At 66.5% G+C, this 19,661-nt stretch carries 22 protein-coding genes and 2 pseudogenes; 13 read left to right on the forward strand and 11 right to left on the reverse strand.

The window, feature by feature from the left end; genetic code table 11:
• A complete protein-coding gene (locus D5S18_RS13430; protein ID WP_120040788.1) occupies positions 1–1,269 on the reverse strand; it encodes a mannosyltransferase in 1,269 nt (422 codons plus the stop codon).
• 278 nt (positions 1,270–1,547) lie between these two features.
• Between D5S18_RS13430 and D5S18_RS13435 the strand changes: the two genes are divergently transcribed.
• Positions 1,548–2,339, forward strand: coding sequence for an Rv1157c family protein (locus D5S18_RS13435; RefSeq protein WP_120040790.1), 792 nt, complete (start codon positions 1,548–1,550; stop codon positions 2,337–2,339).
• Positions 2,340–2,392: 53 nt separating this feature from the next.
• Positions 2,393–2,773, forward strand: a complete 381-nt coding sequence (locus D5S18_RS13440; protein ID WP_239003746.1) for a hypothetical protein — start codon at positions 2,393–2,395, stop codon at positions 2,771–2,773.
• A gap of 9 nt (positions 2,774–2,782) precedes the next feature.
• Here the strand turns inward: D5S18_RS13440 and D5S18_RS13445 are convergent, their stop codons facing one another.
• A complete protein-coding gene (locus tag D5S18_RS13445) occupies positions 2,783–3,481 on the reverse strand; it encodes a DUF1906 domain-containing protein (RefSeq protein ID WP_120040794.1) in 699 nt (232 codons plus the stop codon).
• A gap of 258 nt (positions 3,482–3,739) precedes the next feature.
• Entirely contained in the window at positions 3,740–4,879 is a 1,140-nt protein-coding gene (locus D5S18_RS13450; protein WP_120040796.1) for a hypothetical protein, read from the reverse strand.
• Between the two features lie 471 nt (positions 4,880–5,350).
• On the opposite strand from D5S18_RS13450, the gene D5S18_RS13455 reads away from it, so the two are divergent.
• Positions 5,351–5,614, forward strand: a complete 264-nt coding sequence (locus D5S18_RS13455) for a type II toxin-antitoxin system VapB family antitoxin (RefSeq protein WP_120040798.1) — start codon at positions 5,351–5,353, stop codon at positions 5,612–5,614.
• Entirely contained in the window at positions 5,611–6,003 is a 393-nt protein-coding gene (locus D5S18_RS13460) for a type II toxin-antitoxin system VapC family toxin (RefSeq protein WP_120040800.1), read from the forward strand. The genes D5S18_RS13455 and D5S18_RS13460 overlap by 4 nt, the downstream gene beginning before the upstream one ends.
• Positions 6,004–6,083: 80 nt before the next feature.
• On the opposite strand, the gene D5S18_RS13465 is transcribed toward D5S18_RS13460, so the two are convergent.
• The gene (locus tag D5S18_RS13465; protein ID WP_439651117.1) at positions 6,084–7,526 is read right to left on the reverse strand and encodes an MFS transporter; all 1,443 of its coding nucleotides are present in this window, start codon (positions 7,524–7,526) and stop codon (positions 6,084–6,086) included.
• Positions 7,527–7,600: 74 nt separating this feature from the next.
• On the opposite strand from D5S18_RS13465, the gene D5S18_RS13470 reads away from it, so the two are divergent.
• The 3 genes and pseudogenes from D5S18_RS13470 to D5S18_RS13480 all read left to right on the forward strand — a co-directional run bounded on the left by D5S18_RS13470 (position 7,601) and on the right by D5S18_RS13480 (position 9,580).
• Entirely contained in the window at positions 7,601–8,080 is a 480-nt protein-coding gene (locus D5S18_RS13470) for a MarR family winged helix-turn-helix transcriptional regulator (protein ID WP_120040804.1), read from the forward strand.
• Positions 8,081–8,235: 155 nt separating this feature from the next.
• Positions 8,236–8,946, forward strand: a pseudogene (locus tag D5S18_RS13475) (NAD(P)H-binding protein); the annotation flags it as partial.
• 22 nt (positions 8,947–8,968) lie between these two features.
• Positions 8,969–9,580 (forward strand): hypothetical protein, encoded by a 612-nt coding sequence (locus D5S18_RS13480; RefSeq protein ID WP_239003749.1) that lies wholly within the window; start codon positions 8,969–8,971, stop codon positions 9,578–9,580.
• Positions 9,581–9,590: 10 nt separating this feature from the next.
• Here D5S18_RS13480 and D5S18_RS13485 read toward each other — a convergent pair whose 3' ends face one another.
• The 7 genes and pseudogenes from D5S18_RS13485 to D5S18_RS13505 all read right to left on the reverse strand — a co-directional run bounded on the left by D5S18_RS13485 (position 9,591) and on the right by D5S18_RS13505 (position 13,297).
• The gene (locus D5S18_RS13485; protein WP_345789760.1) at positions 9,591–9,890 is read right to left on the reverse strand and encodes a hypothetical protein; all 300 of its coding nucleotides are present in this window, start codon (positions 9,888–9,890) and stop codon (positions 9,591–9,593) included.
• A gap of 5 nt (positions 9,891–9,895) precedes the next feature.
• Entirely contained in the window at positions 9,896–10,036 is a 141-nt protein-coding gene (locus D5S18_RS36260; RefSeq protein ID WP_345789761.1) for a hypothetical protein, read from the reverse strand.
• A gap of 37 nt (positions 10,037–10,073) precedes the next feature.
• A complete protein-coding gene (locus D5S18_RS35675; RefSeq protein ID WP_239003761.1) occupies positions 10,074–10,250 on the reverse strand; it encodes a hypothetical protein in 177 nt (58 codons plus the stop codon).
• A 45-nt stretch (positions 10,251–10,295) separates the two neighbouring features.
• Positions 10,296–10,532: pseudogene (locus D5S18_RS36265) on the reverse strand (MarR family transcriptional regulator); the annotation flags it as partial.
• Between the two features lie 109 nt (positions 10,533–10,641).
• Positions 10,642–11,118: a hypothetical protein gene (locus D5S18_RS13495; protein WP_147403944.1), complete on the reverse strand. Its 477-nt coding sequence runs from the start codon at positions 11,116–11,118 to the stop codon at positions 10,642–10,644.
• A gap of 71 nt (positions 11,119–11,189) precedes the next feature.
• Positions 11,190–12,269, reverse strand: a complete 1,080-nt coding sequence (gene ychF, locus D5S18_RS13500; RefSeq protein ID WP_120040810.1) for a redox-regulated ATPase YchF — start codon at positions 12,267–12,269, stop codon at positions 11,190–11,192.
• Positions 12,270–12,376: 107 nt separating this feature from the next.
• On the reverse strand, positions 12,377–13,297 hold the full coding sequence (locus D5S18_RS13505) for a quinone oxidoreductase family protein (protein WP_120041018.1): 921 nt from the start codon (positions 13,295–13,297) through the stop codon (positions 12,377–12,379).
• 139 nt (positions 13,298–13,436) lie between these two features.
• On the opposite strand from D5S18_RS13505, the gene D5S18_RS13510 reads away from it, so the two are divergent.
• The 6 genes from D5S18_RS13510 to D5S18_RS13535 all read left to right on the forward strand — a co-directional run bounded on the left by D5S18_RS13510 (position 13,437) and on the right by D5S18_RS13535 (position 19,648).
• Positions 13,437–14,270, forward strand: a complete 834-nt coding sequence (locus tag D5S18_RS13510; RefSeq protein WP_120040812.1) for a helix-turn-helix domain-containing protein — start codon at positions 13,437–13,439, stop codon at positions 14,268–14,270.
• Positions 14,271–14,281: 11 nt separating this feature from the next.
• Positions 14,282–14,689, forward strand: a complete 408-nt coding sequence (locus D5S18_RS13515) for a VOC family protein (protein WP_120040814.1) — start codon at positions 14,282–14,284, stop codon at positions 14,687–14,689.
• A gap of 295 nt (positions 14,690–14,984) precedes the next feature.
• Positions 14,985–17,315 carry a carbon starvation CstA family protein gene (locus D5S18_RS13520; protein WP_120040816.1) on the forward strand — a complete coding sequence of 777 codons (2,331 nt, stop codon included), beginning with the start codon at positions 14,985–14,987 and terminating at the stop codon, positions 17,313–17,315.
• A 47-nt stretch (positions 17,316–17,362) separates the two neighbouring features.
• A complete protein-coding gene (locus D5S18_RS13525; RefSeq protein WP_203236728.1) occupies positions 17,363–17,542 on the forward strand; it encodes a CstA-like transporter-associated (seleno)protein in 180 nt (59 codons plus the stop codon).
• 61 nt (positions 17,543–17,603) lie between these two features.
• Positions 17,604–19,127, forward strand: a complete 1,524-nt coding sequence (locus tag D5S18_RS13530) for an Ada metal-binding domain-containing protein (RefSeq protein ID WP_120040821.1) — start codon at positions 17,604–17,606, stop codon at positions 19,125–19,127.
• On the forward strand, positions 19,124–19,648 hold the full coding sequence (locus tag D5S18_RS13535) for a methylated-DNA--[protein]-cysteine S-methyltransferase (protein WP_120040823.1): 525 nt from the start codon (positions 19,124–19,126) through the stop codon (positions 19,646–19,648). Before D5S18_RS13530 ends, D5S18_RS13535 begins: the two co-directional genes overlap by 4 nt.
• Positions 19,649–19,661: the final 13 nt, after the last annotated feature.

A 19,661-nucleotide genomic window follows, 5' to 3' on the forward strand; every position in this document is an offset into this window, starting at 1 on the left:
TCAGACGCTTCGCGAGCGCTGCCGCCCGCGCGGCAGCGCTCGCAGGCGTGCCAAATCCGCGCGCAAGGACCCCTGCCCCTGCCGGATAATCCAGCACAGCAGCACCAGCACCCCGAGGACATCGACCGCGCCGAGCCAGGACAGCATGCCCGGCCGGGAGATATCCCAGATCGACGGCTGCGCGAACGACAGCACCCAGGGCACACCGATCAGCGTGGTCACCAACCAGAAACCCGCGATGACCCGCGCGCCCGCCGCCGCGCGAAACGGCCCGTGCACCAACCACAGCACCGTCGGCACCAGCCAGACGAAATGGTGCGACCACGAGATCGGCGACACCATCAACCCGAACAACTGCACCACGATCAGCGTGCCGAGCCGATCGTCTCGTTCGAGCGCGCGCCAAGCCAGCAGGGCCAGCACCGCGCATACCGCCACCGCGGCCAGCCACACCGGACCGGATTCCACATCGTGGCCCAGGATGCGGCTGATGGTGCCGCGCAGCGACTGATTCCACACCGAGCCGACCGGACCGATCCGATGCGCGTCACCGAGCAGGGTGCCGAAGTATTTGCGCGCCTCGGCCTCGGCGATGAGGAAGCTGACACCGACCGTCGCGCCGAAGACCAGCGCCGACCAGAACACCGTCGCCCAGCGCCGGCGCGCGAGGAAGTACAGGCCGGTGATAGCCGGGGTCAGCTTGATACCCGCGACCACACCGACCAGCGTGCCCGAGATCCACCAGCGCGCGCTGCGCACCGCGAGCATCGCACCGAGCACCAGGAATACATTGACCTGGCCGTAGTCGATGGTGGTCCGCACCGGTTCCATCCACAGGCCGACCGCCGTCCAGGCCACCGCCGCCGAGCGCCAGATCGGTTCGCGCGCACGCTCTTTCCCGATCAGCATTTCCAACGCGATGCGGACCACGCCGTAGAGCGCGGCGACCGTGGCCAGCAGCCAGCCGACAGCCACCACCGTGAATGGCAGAAAGTGCAGCGGATAGAAAACCAGTGCGGCGAAGGGCGGATAGGTGAACGGAAGCGGGAAATCCGGGGTCTTTTCCGAATAGGTGAATTCGTAGAGGTGATCGGTGAGCAGATCGGCCGAACCGTCGACATAGACGTGCAGGTCGACCAGGTTCATCCCGTTGGGGGCGAACAGCATCCAGATCAATCGGATCAGCACGGATAGACCGAGGACCGGCAGCGCCCAGCGTAGGCGGGCAGCGGCGGGACGTGCGTCCACCCGAGCGCTCTCTCGGTTCAAATCGCAGGCTTTCGAGTCGGGTCGTCGGCCTGGTGCCCGAGCGGATCGGGGTTGGGCGACGGGGCGGGGAGTGCTGTGGACTAGATTAACCGCAGCGCGGATTCCGCCCGCCACTCGCTCGAATCACTGATAACATTTGCATCAACTTTCACACGGGTAACAGCATTCGGCGCTACGTTCTGTTAACGCCCGCCGCACCGCTAGCTGTACAACGGGGCGGCGCTATCCCTAGAGTGACCCCGGAACCGTAGGCTTTTGACGTAAGGACGGCTGGACCAGTGCTTCGCAACCGAGGATCCCGGATCGCGCTGTCCGCGCTCACCTGCGCCGCGAGCGTCGCGCTGATCGCGCCGACGGCCACCGCCGCACCGAAGCCCACCGCACCACTGCCTTCCGCCGCCACCGTCGCGGTTCCCATGATCCCCGAAGGCATTCCGGTCGACACCATCGCCGCACTGGCCCCCGCCATCGTCGGCGCGATCGCCGGTCCCGGCGATGTCTCCGGCCCGCAGACCGCCATCCTCGACACGGCCAGGCAACTGTTGGCCGCGCTGGCCCTGCCCCCGCAGATCCGCGCCACCCTCGAGAAGATCATCGCCTTCCTCGACGGCAGCGGCGGCGGCGGTCCGGAACTGCCGCCCAAGGACGGCCCGACCATCGCCCAGTTCCTCTACCCCACCATCGGCAAGGGCTGCATCGCCGATTCGGCCGATTCGGTGGGCACCGCGCTGGCCGTCCCCGGCCCTGCCACCCTGCCCCCGCCCGGCCCCAAGGCCGCGCAGACGGGTTTCGTCTTCACCGCGCTGGGCACCAAATCCCCCACGCCCGACCAGAATCCGCCCATGACGGTGCAGTGGCTCAACCTGGACACCCGCCAGTCGGGCATCCTGCCGCTCACCGATGAGGCCAAGATCAATCCGGGCGGACCCGCCACCCTGTCGGCCATCGCCGAGACGGGCTCGGGTCGCATCGTCGCCGTGGTCGCGGGTTCGCTGACCACCCAGACCGACGACGCCGCGCCGCGCACCTGCGGATTCCTGCCGACGCTCGGATTCTTCACCGTCGCCTGATTCGACGGCCCTGTGCCGCGACTTGCGGGTCCAACTGTGGTAGACCGGGCTCTATGGCGAGTATCGAGAGCTCGATAGGGTCCAACAACGCTGTGTCCAAAAGCGCGGCGGCCAATCACTCCCGACGCGGTAAGCGTTCGATCCTGTCGTTCCGTTCGGAGGGTTCCATCCTGTCCATCGGTTCGGCCTATTCGATCCTGTCCATCGGCAGCGTGGGTTCGGTGCTGTCGATCGGGTCGGTCGGGTCGTTCGGATCGGTGCTGTCCTCCGCCTCGTTCGGCAGCCTCGGCTCGGCCTTCTCCGGCCTGTCGCGCTGGTCGCTGGCCGCCTGGCACGGCGATCACGAGGCCCCCGAAACCCGTCCGACGCTGCGGGTGGTGCCCGACGACGAACCCGACCTGCGGGTCGCGCCGGTCTGCCACTGCCAGACGTAGGCCCGGCCGCTACCAGGCCCCGTATTCGGCCCTGAGCACGTTGTTCACATCGACGCCGACACCGTCGACGGCGCGCTTATCGATCTCGAACTGGTGCAGGTGCGCGGCCGGATGCAGGAAACCCTTTGGCGTGCCCCAGTTGTGCTGCCAGTACCAGGAGGCGAGTCCGGCGCGGGTGGCCAGTTCGATTGTGGGGGAACTCGCGTAGATGCCGGTGTTGTCCCGACCCAGCACCGACTGCCAGCCGAGCAGGTAGGGCGCGATCATGGTGGCGAAATCCACGGCGCTCGGGTTGTCGTCGATGGCGGCGTAGATCGGAGCGTCGTCCGGGCCGCCCGCGGCGCGATGCAAGGCCAGGCCTCGGTCGGCGTGCCGCTTGCCCGCCTCCACACCGCCACGCCAGTCGGCGGTGCTGCCCTTGCCGAACTGGTAGCAGGACACGATTCGCAGACCCGCTTCGCGTAGATCGTCGACCTCGTTGGCGCGCAGCGGTTTACCCGCCATCCATTCCGCGCCGGGCCGCCGATCCGAGACGTATCGGATGACGCCGAGATGGCCCGCCGCTTTGATCGCGCTCGCGGACGGGACGCCGCCGGCGTAGTCGATGAGGGTGCCGAGCGGCGCGGCCGCGGCACGCGGCGCGACGACCGCCATACCGGCAACCGCGGCGCTAACAGCAAAAAAGTGACGGCGGGACACTGACCTCATCGCGGGACTCCTTCGCGCAACCCGATCGAGCTGTGGGGACTCCGGCGCGAGCGCACGCCAGGCGCGGCCTCGACCGCGGAGGACTCGACAGCGAACCCGGCGCACCTTCCCCAGAAGTCACACGCGCGCCGGGAGCCTCGAACGTCTACTCATTTCACCACACTCACATGCGAACCGCCAGACCCACAAAACAACTCAATTCACATTCGCCACAGTCGAAGACGGCCAGTATTCAGCTTCGGGGCAGATCGGCGCAGGTCAGGCGACGCTGTCGATGCGGGCGGCCACATCGATGGTGCGCATGGCCGGGTCGGCGAGCTCGCGCCGAATGACGGCGGCGACCTGACCCGCCACCTGCCGCCTGATCCCCGCGAGCGCGCCGAGGGTGGCCGCCCGCATCCCCTCGGCGCGGAACGACACCCGGATATCGGCCGCGACCGGCGGCGATACATCGATCACCACGCTCAGTGGCGCGGCCGCCCGCGCGGTCAGCACCAGCGGGACCTCCACATCGGCCCGATACCTGTTGGCCTTCAACACCTCGACGGTGATGTCGAGCCCGACGGGCAGGATCAGGTCGAATTGATGCAGTCCCAGCTCCGGATCCCACGGACGGCCGCTGACCTGCGGCACCCGCACCGCCCCCAGCACGGTCACCGTCGCCGAGCGACGCGGTCCGGCCCGCAGCGGACCCACCTCGATCGGCCTGCCCGCCAGCCGCTCGACCACCTCGCGCACCCGATTCTCGGTGACCACGCGCTCGAAGAAGCGGCGGCCGAAATCGCGGTAGCCGATCCAGTCGAACCGCGTGGCATCGCGCCGGGTCGAACGCTCGCCCCCCACGATCGCCTCGATATCGAACACCCTGGCCCGCCGCGCCTGCGGATCGACCAGCATGGCATTGATCCGGGTCGCCACCTCCCGCTGCACCAGTCCGGCGATCGGATCCAGAATCCACTCCCAGGCGGCATCGATGGCCTGCGCGCACAGCACGAAACTCACATCGCGGCCAGTCAGCGGCGGAATATCGATCACGACCAGCACCGGGTCGGCGGTGCGGGCATGCAGGGTCATATCGATCTCGACCACCGCGGCGAAACGCAATTTGCGACCGCCCAGCAGCACCTGCAGCGACAGCGAGACCGGGACCGTCACCTCGAAGGTGACGTGCGGGCCGCGTCGCAGCACCCTCGGCTGCCCCACCTTGCCCTCGGCGACGAATCCGGCCAGGCCCGCGGGTCCGATATTGAACGGCCCGATCTTGATGCCGCGCCCGCCGATCATGGCCACCGCGGCCTCGATCCGTCGTTCGGTCACCGCGTACTCGACGAAACGTTCCCCGAATTCGGCATAGTCCAACCACGCCTGCGCATTGCGCTGCATCTCGGCCTGCTCCATCAACGGAATTCCGAACCCCTCACCCTCGCGCGGACATCGGACACGGTACGCGACGAAGATGTCGGATCGAGGTTTTCGCGCCGGTCCGAGTCTCGGACGGGGTCGGCGGCGCTACGGAAAATCCCCGTCCTGCCGATGAGGGGGAGGCAGGACGGGGATCCGATGACGGTGCTGCCGGGCACCGTCCCCCCAATCGTAAAGGGCGATGCCCGACTCGCCGACAGTGCGCATTCCCAGCACACGTCGACTGTGCGCCAATAGCTTTCACCAACGGTGCCGGCAACCCTCTGGCTCATCACCCCAACAAGGGGTAGAGTATCTACCAATCCGCTCTAGAAATGGTAGAAGTCGAGGACGGGTCCTCGAGGGTTCCTCTAGAGAACGAACCCTCGAGGATGAACCCCGCAAACGGACGCGGCAAGAACAGGCGCGGCGAAACGTGTTCGGCGGGGTAGGAGCGAAGGGGTCGGCGTGAGCCTGAATATCAAGAACGAGCGGGTACACGCTCTGGTCCGCGAGGCGGCCGAGCGCACGGGATTGTCGCAAACCAGCGTGGTGGAGGAGGCGCTCAAACTCATGTTGCAACAACTCGATACGCGCGCGCACACGGCCGGGGCATCCCGGCGCGAGCGCATGGCCGAGATCATCGCCGATATCCAACCCCGGCTCACCCCGGCGGTCAGGGCGGCGCTCACCACCGAGGATCTCTACGACGAGGCGGGGATGCCGGTGTGATCGTCGACGCCTCGGCACTGCTCGCCATCATCCAGGACGAGCCGGAGCGCTCGGCCTTCCTGGATCTGATCGCGGCGGCGCCCGCACCGGTCATCTCGGTGGTCAATCATTTCGAGGTGGCCATCAAGATCGATCGCGCCGCGGATCCGGTGCTGGCGCGCCATTTCGCCGAATTCATGCGAGTCAGCGGGATCGAGGTGGTCCCGGTCTCGGTCGAGCAGGCGGCGGTCGCCCGCGAGGCGTATCGCGATTTCGGTAAGGGCGGTGGGCATCCGGCGCAGCTCAACCTGGGCGATTGCTTCGCCTACGCGCTCGCATCGACCAAGCGCCGCCCATTGCTGTTCAAGGGCAACGATTTCGGCCATACCGATATCAAATCGGCCGCATGACAGGGGGTTCGCCGCGAAGAAAGGGGCCGACCGGCAACGTTGACGGTCGGCTCCGATAGTCGGGCGGTTAACCCGAAGTCCTATTCGGCGGCGTCGGCGGATTTGCGCATGGGGATGCACAGGGCGAACAGGACGCCTACCACGGCGGCGGCCACCGAGATCAGGAAGGTGGTGTGGAAGGCGTCCTTGGCGGGAAAGGTGAAATGCCCGAGCTTCATGGTCATATGGGCCAGCACCACACCCATGACGGCGGAGGAGCTGGAGGTGCCGACGGAGCGCATGAGCGAGTTGAGACCGTTGGCGGCGGCCGTCTCGGTGATCGGCACCGCGCCCATGATGAGTGCGGGCATCGCCGCGTAGGCCAGGCCGATGCCGCCCGCGACGATCATGGCGGCGATCATGATCTGCCAGACGCTGTTCATCAGCATCAGCGCGCACACATAGCCTGCGGCGATGACGATGGAGCCGAGGATGAGCGTCACCTTCGGTCCGCGCGCGGCCGACAGTTTGGCCGAGACCGGCGAGAGCAGCATCATCACGAATCCGGTAGGCGCGAGCGCCAATCCGGCCTGCACCATGGTCAGGCCGAAACCGTACCCGGTCTGTTCGGGCGCCATGAGCAGTTGGGGGAAGGTCAGCGACATGCCGTAGAACGCGAAGCCGACGGCGATCGAGGCGATATTGGTGAACAGCACCCTTGGCCGGGCCGTCACTCGCAGATCCACCAGCGGAGTGCGCTGCCGCACCTCGTACCAGCCCCAACCGAGGAAGACCACGACCGAGACAGCGAACAGGGACAGTGTGCCGGGGCCGGCCCAACCCCAGTCCGCGCCCTTGGTGATCGGGATGAGCAAGGCGAGCAGCGCGACGGAAAGCCCCAGCGCCCCGAGGAAGTCGAAGCGCGCGGGGGTGCGCACCGGCGACTCCGGCACCAGGAAGTAGCACAGTGCGGCGCAGAGCGCGCCGAGAACGACGGCCACCCAGTACAGCATGTGCCAGTCGGAGTATTGCGCGATGGCCGCCGCCAGCGGCATACCGAGCGCGCCGCCGACGCCGAGCGTGGCGCTCATGATGGCGATGGCCGAACCCACCCGTTCGGCGGGCAGTTCATCACGCATGATGCTGATGCCGAGGGGGATCGCGCCGAAAGCGGCGCCCTGCAGGACGCGGCCGACGATGGCGGGGGCGAGCGAGGAGGAGACCGCGCACACCACCGAACCCAGCACCAGCAACACCAGATTGGTCAACAGCACCCGGCGTTTGCCGAACATATCCCCGAGCCTGCCGCTGATCGGGGTGGTCACCGCGCCCGCGAGCAGTGTCGCGGTGATCACCCAGGAGGCGTTGGATGCCGAAGTGTTCAGCAGGGTGGGCAGTTTCGGGATGATCGGGACAACGAGCGTCTGCATGAGCGAGACGACGACACCGACCGAACTGAGGACGGCGATGAGTAGGGCGGGCACCAGAGTGCGCCGATTCCCTTCGGATACACGCGAAGACGCGTCGGCGGCTGCTAGGTTCACATATGCACGGTACACATGACATGCATCATGCACAATTTGCTTTTCGGGTGATCCACCCGACATAGTGTTGGGCCATGTCCGCCCACGGCGCTCCCGAGAGCAAGGACCTCACCCGACTCGTCTTCGAGCTCACCCTGTTGTCCAGGCATTACCTGAACGCGGTAGTCCGACACCCCGAGTTCCACCTGGACCGATCGGCCTACCTGATCCTGACCCGCCTCGAACTCGACGCACCGCTGAGCCTGCGCGAACTGTCCGAAGCCTTCCAACTGGATATCTCCACCATCAACCGCCAGGTCGCGGCCATGCTCAAACTCGAACTGGTCGAGCGGGTGCCCGACCCGGAAGGCGGTATCGCACGCAAGATCAAGGCCAGCGCCAACGGATTGACAGCGCTCGCGGCAGACCGCGCACGCAAACAAATCGGTATCGGCGCGGTGGTCGCCGGCTGGTCCGAGCCCGATATTGCGCGCCTCGGCGCGCTCATCGCCCAATTCAACGCCTCGGTAGAGCAGATGGAACACAATCCTTGGCCCCGACCGTCGCAACCGTGAGCCGAGCCCGCCCACGACATCCTGCGGCATGCGATCACATTGTCGGACAGGGGAATCGGGCAAACGCCCGCTCAGCGGGATCCGCTCGCTTTGACGGTCAGCAGCACCGGGGCCGATTCCAGCGAGCGGATGGCCGGTAGCGCGCCGACCCTGGCGATCCCACCGCCGTGGCCGCCGCGATGCGCGATATCGACCGGGTATTCCTGCTGACCGCCGGACCACGACTGGCCGAATACGACATGTGTGTGGCGCGGGCGGCGGCCGGGGCGCGGGTGCGTCACGTGGTGAAACTGTCCTCGGGCCGGGCGGGCGATGACACCGCGACCGATCCGATCCCCACCTGGCATCGCGCGGGCGAGGCGGCGGTGCGCGCGACGGGGGTGCCGTGGACCATGCTGCGGCCGCTCGGCTTCATGTCCAACGCCCTGCATTGGGCCGGCACCATCATCGCCGCGGATACCGTCTACGCGCCGTACCCGCAGGGACGCGTCGCCGCCATCGACCCGGCGGACATCGCCGCCGTCGCCGCCGCCGTGCTCACCGGCGATGGGCACACCGGACAGGTCTACACCCTCGCAGGCCCGCAGGCCCTCTCCCCGGCCGAGCAGACGAGCATCCTCGGCGAGATCCTCGATCGCCCGCTGCGCTTGGTCGAGATCTCGCCCGAACGCGCCCTTGCGGACCTCATCGAATACGGTGTCCCGCCCGAAATGGCCGAGGCCATCCTCGCGCTGCGGGCGAGCGCGCTCAAGCAGTTCACCTCGATCATCCATCCGACTGTGCAGGAGATCACAGGTTGCGCCCCAAGGACTTTCGCGCAGTGGGCGACGGCACACGCCACCCAATTCCGGCCCGGCGCGGCCTGAGATCCCGCCGTAGGATCGAGGGGTGCGGTTGAGTCTCGGATTGCTCGCGGTCTCGGTGCTCGCGGCCGGATGCGAGGCGAACGGCAGCGAGAACGAATGGTCGGATTGGACCGTCAGCGTGTATTACACAGCGGTGCAGTCCCTTTACCACGGCCCACCGCAAAAGGTGCGTGGCTGCGCCGATTTCGGCTGCACCGTCCCCGATATCGAAATCGGCCGATTCCCGGACGATTTCATCGACGCCGTCCGCGACCAAGGGACCGGTCGCATCACCGAAGGCCCCTACACCGGTCAGTACCTGCTCTGGTCCTACGACGGCGGATTCCGCCTCGACCCGCAACCCCGCGATCCGGACGGCACCATCCTGGAACCCTTCCACAGCGCCGCCGCCGACGGTCTCGTCGCGGGCACCCGCCTGCGCCTGACCGACTGCGGCATCATCGACGCCGAAGACGACGAAACCTGCGACCGCTTCAAGCACACCGAATGGGTCGTCGGCGACGAATTCACCCCCGGACTCGGCGGCGACCGCCACATCGACCTCTACATCGGCGAAGAGACCGAACAGGACTACTCCGACGAGATCGGCGTCCTCACCTTCGCGGGCGCGATACTGGAACCGGTTACGTCATAGCGCATTTGGATCAGAGGTGGGAGCCGGGACGGACGATCATCAGAACGGTGACCACAAGCCAGAGCACGTTGTAGATGCCCGCGAACATGGCGAGCGAACGCAGGCGTTCACCCGCATCCGGCGTGGCGAGAGCGTCGCGCTGCATGGGATGAATGAACAGGGCGATCAGACCACCCGCGATCGTCGTGAGGCCGATCGCCACGATGATCCAGATCTCGCCGATTCGGTCCTGCACGGCGGCGAGAATGATTCCGACCACGGGCACGGCGAGCCCGAGCAGCGCATAGGCGCCGGTAATCCGGTGCAGCACAGCCGCTACCGCAGGATCGCGCTCCGAAGAATTTGCGGCCGAATCGGATACCGGCGCATATCGCGGAAAAGACTGGTCGCCACCGCCGAACCACCGATAAACATAATAGCGGCCACCACATGCACCGACAGCAGCAACTTCGCCACAATTCCTCACCTTCAGTCCACCTGAAGCTCACAGCCTTCAGCCTCTCTGAAGGCTGTGTCGCCCCTCACCCCGGCACATCACCCGATACGCCGCGCGCAGCGCCGCCCCCATCCGCCGCATCACCGGATCCGCCTCCACCCCGAACAGTCGCCGATCCACCTTCGCCACCACTTCCCGCGCCTCCCCCAACAACCGAATCCCCTTGTCCGTCAACTCGATCGCCGAAGCCGCCCCCCCCCCCCCCCTCCGATCCCGCACCAACCCGGCCGCAACCAACCCCTTAACCCCAGCATGCGCACTCTGCACACTGACCCCCGACCGCCGCGCCAACTCACTGAACGAAATCCCTTCGCCCCCACCGATATGCCCAAGCAACCCAAGCCGCCCCACCGTCAACCCCAACTCCCCCAACCCTTCCCCCAACTCCCCCTCAACCCGCCGAGCCAACGCCAAAACCCCAATAGCCACACTCTCCCCCCACCCCTCCCCGCTCACTCCACCCCGCCGCAGCGAATTCCGTTCAACGCCACATCACTCCAGTCCATGTCGCCACCAGCCGCCGACCAAGCATATTCCATCGAACAACCGGCACCCCACCGAAGATTCATTCCACCGGAATCAATGAATCCTTCCAAGCCATCCCCGAACCACCCAATCCATCCTCATTCCACCAAATAGCGCGTATACCAAGCGATTCCAGAAATGCCTCATATGCTGCGCCGATAGGCTCGGAGAACACCGCGACCCGATCCATCTCAATACCGACGCCAGAGAAATACGACTCGTATTCGAGCGCCCCGACAACCCATTGAACGGCAGCCGTCGCGTTACCGTTCTGAATATTCTTCACGACCGCCAGCCACCGCCGCCCGTCCCGATTCAACTGAAGATTGCCGAGGCCGATGGTTCTTACCGCACAGCCAAGAATCTCGGCCGCAACGGCGTAAATTCCCACCAGGTGTCGGCTGTTGTCCCGCGTCAAGACACACGCGAAGTCGAACAGCCCGCGATCCGCCTCGGCGTACCCGAAGACCTCCGACCGGGACAACTCCCGCGCCGTTTCGATGAAGACATCCGTCACGAAGTTGTGCTCATCCGACCTAGCCACCCTCCATACCTACGGTGACCGGCGGATCAGCACAAGGGGACGCGCTAAACGTTGAAGCGGAATTCGACTACGTCGCCGTCGGTCATGATGTAGTCCTTTCCTTCCATGCGGACTTTGCCCGCGGATTTGGCGGCGGACATGGAGCCTGCGGTGACCAGGTCGGTGAAGGCTACGATTTCGGCTTTGATGAAGCCGCGTTCGAAGTCGGTGTGGATGACGCCTGCGGCTTTGGGGGCGGTATCGCCCTGGTGGATCGTCCAGGCGCGGGCCTCTTTCGGGCCTGCGGTGAGGTAGGTCTGCAGGCCGAGGGTGTGGAAGCCCGCGCGGGCCAGGGCGTGCAGGCCGGGTTCGGTTTGGCCGATGGATTCGAGGAGTTCGGCGGCGGATTCGGCGTCGAGTTCGAGCAGTTCGGCCTCCACCTTGGCGTCGAGGAAGACCGAATCGGCCGGGGCGACGGAAGCTTTCAGGGCGGCGACGCGCTCGGTATCGGTGAGCACGGATTCGTCGGCGTTGAAGACGTAGAGGAAGGGTTTGATGGTGAGCAGCGAAAGCTCTTTGAGCAGTTCGGTATCCACCTGATCGCGGACCGCGAACAGTGTCTTGCCGCTGTTGAGGATCTCCTGCGCGGCCTTGGCGGCGTCGGCGACCGGTTTGCGGTCCTTCTTGACCTTCGCCTCTTTCTCCAACCGCACGACCGCCTTCTCCAGGGTCTGCAGGTCGGCGAGGATGAGTTCGGTCTCGATCACCTCGATATCGGCGGCCGGATCGACACGGCCGTCGACGTGCACCACATCGTCGTCGGCGAAGACCCGCACCACCTGGCAGATGGCGTCGGCCTCGCGAATGTTGGCGAGGAATTTATTGCCGAGCCCGGCGCCCTCGGACGCGCCCTTGACGATGCCCGCGATATCGACGAACGACACCACCGCGGGCACGATCCGCTCGGAGCCGAAGATCTCGGCCAGTTGATCGAGCCGCGGATCGGGCAGCGGAACCACCCCGACATTCGGCTCGATGGTCGCGAACGGGTAGTTCGCGGCCAGCACGTCGTTCTTGGTCAGCGCGTTGAACAGCGTCGACTTTCCGACATTGGGCAGGCCGACGATTCCGAGGGTGAGACTCACGCCGCGACCTCGCTTCGCTCGCCCGCGGCGTAAGTCTCAAAGGACGCTGTATTGAATGGTTCCCTCGCAAGCTCGCTCACGAATTAGAGAGTCTACCCACCACCCGATCAGGGAATGAGCACGACCTTGCCCAGGTTGGCCCGCGCCTCGATGATGGTGTGCGCGGCAGCCGCGTCGGCGAGCGGGATCTCGGCGTGCACCCTGGGTTTGACCAACCGGGCCGCGTAGTACTGCCACAGTTCCTGCCGCCACTGCTCGTACCGATCGGGTTGTTCGCGTGCGATCCGCGCCATCTGGAATCCGATCACGGATTTCGCACCGACCAGCAGGTCGTACGCCTGGATGACCCCGCCGCCGGAGCTGTAGGCGACGAGCCGTCCATCGGGTGCGACGGCGGCGAGCGCCGGTCCGAGCAGTTCGCCGCCGACGGCGTCGAGCACGTAGTCGACGGGTTCACCCCAGGGCTGCCCGTATTCGACGACCTCGTCGGCCCCGAGTCGCCGCAGGAATTCCCCCTTGGACGGATCGGAGACGGCCGCGACGACCCGACCGGCGCCCCGCACCCGTGCCAGTTGGAGCGCGAGATGTCCGACCCCGCCGGCGGCGGCCGTGACCAGTACCGATTCACCTTCGCGCGGCGCGGCGGCTTCCAGCGCACCGCGAGCGACCAGTCCGCTACGCACCAGCGCGATGGCGTCGACCGAGGACGCACCGTCCGGAATGGGGGAGGCCATCTCGGCGGACAGCACCGCGTATTCGGCGTAGGCGTGTCCGAAGACCAGTCCGGTCACCCGATAGCCCGGCGCGTATCCGGTGACGCCGTCGCCGACGGCGACCACCTCGCCCGCGACCTCTCCGCCGAGCGCGATCGGTGCGCGCGATTCGCGGACCTTGCGCACCACGGGCAGGGTCACCCCGATGGCCTCGACCCGGATCAGCAGTTCGCCGGGTCCCGGCGCCGGTGTCTCGACGGACACCACTTCCAGCACCTCGGGACCGCCACTGTGCCGGTATTGAACCCGCCGCATCACACCTCCAAAGATCTTGTGCGGCCGTAACGGTAGCGTGACCTTCGGTGCGTTCGGCCATCCCGAACGGCCCGAGTGGGATTACTCACCTGCGGGTTTGGTGCGGACAGCGGGCGCGCGGCGGCGTAGGTTGACCGTTATGGAGCCGGTCGCGCAACGCGTGAGCGCCCCGCCCGCACCGAATCTGGCGGATTTCATCGATGGCTATATCGGCTATCGCCAGTACGGGTTCGCGCCGGGTCTGCATCGCGGTCTGCCCTCGCGTCATCTGACCTTCATCGTTTCCATCGGTGCACCCATAGATGTTGTCGCGCAGACGAATCCGCGCCAGCCCCCGGAGGGCTACCGCTGTGTGGTCAGCGGGTTGCAGGCCACACATGCCACCATCGCGCATCCGGGCCATCAGGAAGGTGTGGTCGTCGCGCTCAGTCCGCTCGGCTGTCGGACACTTTTCGGCCTGCCTGCCGGCGAACTGTGGGACACCTCGGTGGAGTGCGCCGAGTTGACGGGTGCGATCGGACGACAACTCTGGGAGGAACTCCAGGGGACCATTGACTGGCCCACCCGGTTCGGCGTCTGCGATCGCATTTTGAGCACTCTGGCGGGTCCCGGCCGAGTCGCACTCGAACTGACCCATGCGTGGCGCAGCATTGTCGACTCCGACGGCGCAATGCCGATCGGTCCGCTCGCCGACGAAATAGGTTGGAGCCGACAGCATCTCACCCGCCGCTTCACCGCGGAATTCGGTTTGTCCCCCAAGTTGGCCGCGCGCGTCGCCCGCTTCGAGCGTGCCAAGCGGATGATCGAACGCATCCCGTCCTACATCACCCTCGCGGAGGTGGCCGCCGTTTGCGGCTACTACGACCAGGCCCACCTGAATCGTGATTTCGTCGAGTTGGCGGGCTGTGCACCGACGACGTGGCTGGCCGGGGAGGTTCCATCCGTCCAAGACGAACACCGGTTGCCCGGATGATGCTTGGATCCATGACGAATTCCACTGCTCCCACCGCGGTCTGGCCCTGTTTGGCTTTCGCGGATGCCCGCGCCATGGCCGGGTATCTGGTCGACACCTTCGGATTCGAATTGCGCGGCCTCTACCCGCGCGAGGACGATCCGACCGTCATCGAACACGGCGAACTGCGCTGGCCGCTCGGTGGCGGCCTGATGTTCGCCTCTCTCGGCAAGGCGAATACACCGTTCTGCCGGACCGAACCCGGCACCGACAATATCTATCTGGTCTGCGCGGATCCGGACGCGCTCTACGCGCGAGCGACCGCGGCGGGCGCGCAGATCGTGCGGGAACTGCGCGATGAGGACTACGGGTCGCGCGGGTTCAGCGTCCGCGACCCGGAGGGCAATCTCTGGAGTTTCGGCACCTACGCCGGGCAATAAAAGGAGGTACCGCCGGTACCGGCCAGTACCGGGCGTGGCAGCATACGTGCGACGGCAGCGAGATCACGCCGCACCCGGCACTCGCCACCGGCGTCCGATATCGGGCGCCGGGGCTTTCGCATGCGGGCCACCCGTACCCGCCCTGCCGCGTTCCGAATCGGAAAACGCAAGCGTACGGCCACAATCCGGATTCCAAATGTTCAGACTTCACTAAGTCGGGCGTATGGACGCTTCGGTTCGGATACGTTGTCAACGTTTAAAGCAGGACCAGCTCGATTCGCGGGAGATAGTTCGCATGGCGACCGTCGAATACCTCCGGACTGATCCCGACCTACCTCCAGTTGGTGTCGTGGACCGTTCGCCCATCACCCCTGCCAAGAAAGGGCTCTTCCTCGCGATCGCCGTAGTCGGCGCGATTGCCTGGGCGGTGCTCGCCATCGCCCGAGGTGAGAATGTCAATGCCGTCTGGATCGTGGTGGCGGCGGTCTGTACGTATGTGATCGCCTACCAGTTCTACGCCAGGCTGATCGAATACCGGATCACCAAGCCGCGCGACGATGTCGCGACTCCGGCGGAAGAATTGGAGAACGGCAAGGACTACATGCCGATGGATCGGCGTGTCCTCTTCGGTCACCACTTCGCGGCCATCGCGGGCGCGGGTCCGCTGGTGGGGCCGGTGTTGGCGGCGCAGATGGGATATCTGCCGGGCACCATCTGGATCATCGTCGGTGTCTGTCTGGCGGGTGCGGTGCAGGACTATCTGGTGCTGTGGGCGTCGAGCAAGCGGCGCGGGCGCAGCCTGGGACAGATGGCCCGCGAGGAACTCGGCGTGGTCGGCGGCGTGGCCGCGATCATCGCGGTGCTGGTGATCATGATGATCCTGCTGGCCGTGCTCGGGATCGTGGTGGTGAACGCGCTGGCGGCCACCAAGGGCGCGGACGGGCAGTTGCACGGCGGGAGCCCGTGGGGTGTGTACTCCATCTCGATGACGGTGCCGATCGCCCTGTTCATGGGTCTGTATCTGCGGTTCCTGCGGCCCGGCAAGGTCGGCGAGGTGTCGATCATCGGGTTCGTGCTGTTGCTGCTGGCCATCATCTCCGGCAACTGGGTGGCCGGATCCGGTTGGGGTCGCGACCTTTTCACGCTGTCGGGCACCACCATCGCCTGGATTCTGATCATCTACGGTTTCATCGCCTCGGTGCTGCCGGTGTGGCTGCTGCTCGCCCCGCGCGACTACCTGTCGACGTTCATGAAGATCGGCACCATCACGCTGCTCGCGGTCGGGGTCTTGGTCACCATGCCGGTGCTGAAGGCGCCTGCCGTCTCGCAGTTCGCGGGCAACAGCAATGGCCCGTCCTTCGCGGGCAGCATGTTCCCGTTCCTGTTCATCACCATCGCGTGCGGCGCGCTGTCGGGATTCCATTCGCTGGTGTCCTCGGGCACCACGCCGAAGCTGCTCGAGAAGCAATCGCAGGCCAGGATGATCGGCTACGGCGGCATGCTGATGGAATCGTTCGTGGCCGTGATGGCGATGATCGCGGCGAGCGTCATCGACCAGCACCTGTACTTCGCCATGAATACGCCCGGTCTGGCCACCGGCACTGTCGACGCGGCGGCCGCCAAGATCAATGCGATGGGTCTGGGCGGTAGTCCCATCTCCGGTGCGGAGCTGGCCGACCAGGCGAAGGCCGTGGATGAGGGTTCGCTGCTGTCCAAGACCGGCGGCGCGCCGACGCTGGCCGTCGGTATGGCGCAGGTGTTGCAGTCGTTCGTGGGCGGATCGGCCATGAAGGCGTTTTGGTACCACTTCGCCATCATGTTCGAGGCGCTGTTCATCCTCACCACCATCGATGCGGGCACCAGGGTGGCACGGTTCATGCTCTCCGATTCGCTGGGCAATCTGGGTGGTCCGGCCCGCCGGTTCAAGGATCCGTCGTGGCGACCCGGCGCGTGGCTGTGCTCGGCCGTCGTGGTGGCGGCGTGGGGTTCGGTGCTGCTGATGGGCGTCACCGATCCGCTGGGCGGCATCTACACGCTGTATCCGCTGTTCGGCATCGCCAACCAGTTGTTGGCGGCGGTCGCGCTCACCGTGGTGCTGGTGATCATCGTCAAGAAGGGCCTGACGAAATGGGCTTGGATTCCGGCGATTCCGCTCGTCTGGGATCTGCTGGTGACCATGAGCGCGTCCTGGCAGAAGATCTTCTCCGGCGATCCGAAGCTGGGCTACTGGACGCTGCACTTGCAGACCATCGATAAGCGCGACAAGTTCTTGGCCGCCCGCGAGGCGGGTCAGGTGCTGGCGCCCGCGAAGAATCCGGCCGGGATGGATCAGCAGATCTCGGATATGGGCAAGATCATTCGCAATACCTATATCCAGGGCACGCTGTCGATCGTCTTCGCGGTGCTGGTGCTGGTGGTAGCCGTTGTCGGCGTGCTGGTGGCGCTGCGTGCCTGGCGCTGCGGCGGCGGCGCGACCACCGAGGCGCCGGAGGTGCCGTCGAAGATCTTCGGTCCGCGCGGCTTCTTCGCGACGGCGGCGGAAAAGAAGGTGCAGCAGGAGTGGGACGGGTTGATCGCCTCCGGCAAGGTGCGCGCGCCGGGGGCCGCGCACGTGCACGCGGAATGACCGAATCCCTTGTGCCGCAGGGCGGCCGGTCCGGTGGATCGGCCGTCCTGCGTGGCGTGCGCTGGTTGCTGTGGTGGTGCAACGGGATTCTCGGTGGCCAGGATTATCAGCGCTATGTGGCGCATTTGCGCCGTGTGCATCCGGATGCCCCGATCCCGACGGAGCGCCAATATTGGCGTGATCGACATGCCGCGGCCGACGACAATCCGACCAACCGCTGCTGCTGAGAGCGAATAACGGGGGAACCTGTCTGATTTCCGCTAGCGCGCCGGTCCGAAGGCTGCCATTGTGGTGAGCGTGGCAATCACGGCTTTGGATTTCGACCGCTGCTATCGCGCGGTGTCGAGCAGGGACGCCCGCTTCGACGGACAGTTCTTCACCGCGGTGCGCACCACCGGAATCTATTGCCGCCCTTCCTGCCCCGCCATCACACCCAAGCGGGCCAATGTCACCTTCCTGCCCACGGCGGCCGCCGCGCAACAGGCGGGCTTCCGCGCCTGCCGCCGCTGCCTGCCCGACGCCGCGCCCGGCTCACCGCTGTGGAATACCAGGGCCGACTTGGCCGCCCGCGCCATGCGCCTGATCGGCGACGGCGTCATCGAGCGCGGCGGCGTGCCCGCACTGGCCGCGCAACTGGGCTATTCGCAGCGTCAACTCACCAGGGTGCTCACCACCGAACTCGGGGCGGGTCCACTGGCCTTGGCCCGCGCGCATCGCGCGCACACCGCGCGACTGCTCATCCAGACCACGGCGATGCCCATGTCGGATATCGCGTTCGCCGCCGGATTCGCCAGCATCCGCCAGTTCAATGACACGGTGCGCGAGGTCTTCGCGGTCAGCCCCACCACCATGCGCGCGGAGGCGCAGCGGGCCAACGGGCGCGCGCCGAGTCCCGCGCCGATCAATGGCCTGCTGTCGGGTCCGACGAATAGCGCACTGTCGCTTCGTCTTCCGTATCGGGAGCCGATGGATCGCGCCTGGCTGGAGTGGTTCATGTCCGCGCACGCCGCACCCGGCGTCGAACTGTGGGACGACCGCGCCTACACCAGGAATCTGCGCACACCGCACGGCTATGCCACCGCCAGGCTGAGTTTCCAGCGCGATCATGTGCGGGCCGAATTGTCGCTGCACGATATGCGTGATCTCGCGCCCACCGTCACCCGGTTGCGGCATCTACTCGACCTCGATGCCGATCCGGTCGGCATCGATGAGGCGCTGGGTGTGGCGCGCCACGCCAACGGTTTCACCCCCGGAATCCGGGTGCCGGGCTGCCTGGACGGCCCGGAACTGTTGCTGCGCACCATGATCGGGCAGCAGATCTCCCTCGCCGCCGCGAATACGCACACCGCGCGACTGGTCGAGGCCCTCGGCGAACGGGTGGAAGGCCCGGTGCCGCTGCTGTTCCCGACACCGGAGGTGATCGCCGAACGCGGCGCGGAGGTGCTGACCGGTCCGGCGCGGCGCACCCAGGCCATTGTCGGCGCGGCGGCGGCGCTGGCCGCGGGCGACCTGGTGCTGCATTCGGGCCGCACCGCCGCCGACCTGCGGCGCGACCTGCTGGCGCTGGACGGGGTCGGCCCGTGGACCGCCGACTATGTCGTCATGCGGCTGCTGGCCGATCCGGATGTGCTGTTGACCACGGATCTCGTTGTGCGGCAAGGGGCCGCGCTGCTCGGGATCGATCTGACCGAGACCGGGCGGTGGACGCCGTGGCGGTCCTATTTATCCATGCAGCTGTGGAAGGCTGCGCTCAACGGGCGGGACAACAGCTCGAACGGGCGGGATACCGGTGCGAATGGGAGGCAGGGATGAGTCCGAACACCCGATCCGTCGTGGGCACGGCCGATTTCGCGACGGTCGACACACCGATCGGTCCGTTCACCGCGATCGTGGACGCGGACGGGGTGGTGCTCGGTGCGGGCTGGACCGCCGATGCCGAGGAACTGCTCATCCCCATCCATCCCACGCTGCTTCCGAGCGAACTGCGCCAACGGGATTCGCTGGGGCAGGTGAGCACCGCGATTGTCGAATACCATCGCGGCGATCTCACCGCCATCGACGCTGTCACGGTCCGGCAGCGGTCCGGTCCCTTCATCGAGCACGCCTGGGAAGTCCTGCGCAAGATCCCTTCGGGCGATCCGGTCACCTACACCGAATTCGCCGCCCTCGCGGGCAAACCCGACGCACCGCGCGCCGCCGCCAGTGCCTGCGCCCGCAATGCCGTCGCCCTTTTCGTACCGTGTCATCGCGTTTTCCGGATCGGCGGGGCGCTCGGCGGATTCCGGTGGGGTCTGCCGGTCAAGCGCTGGCTGCTCGAGCACGAAACGCGGTAGTCACGCCGCGGCA

The sequence above is a fragment of the Nocardia panacis genome, from assembly GCF_003598715.1.
GTDB lineage: Bacteria > Actinomycetota > Actinomycetes > Mycobacteriales > Mycobacteriaceae > Nocardia > Nocardia panacis.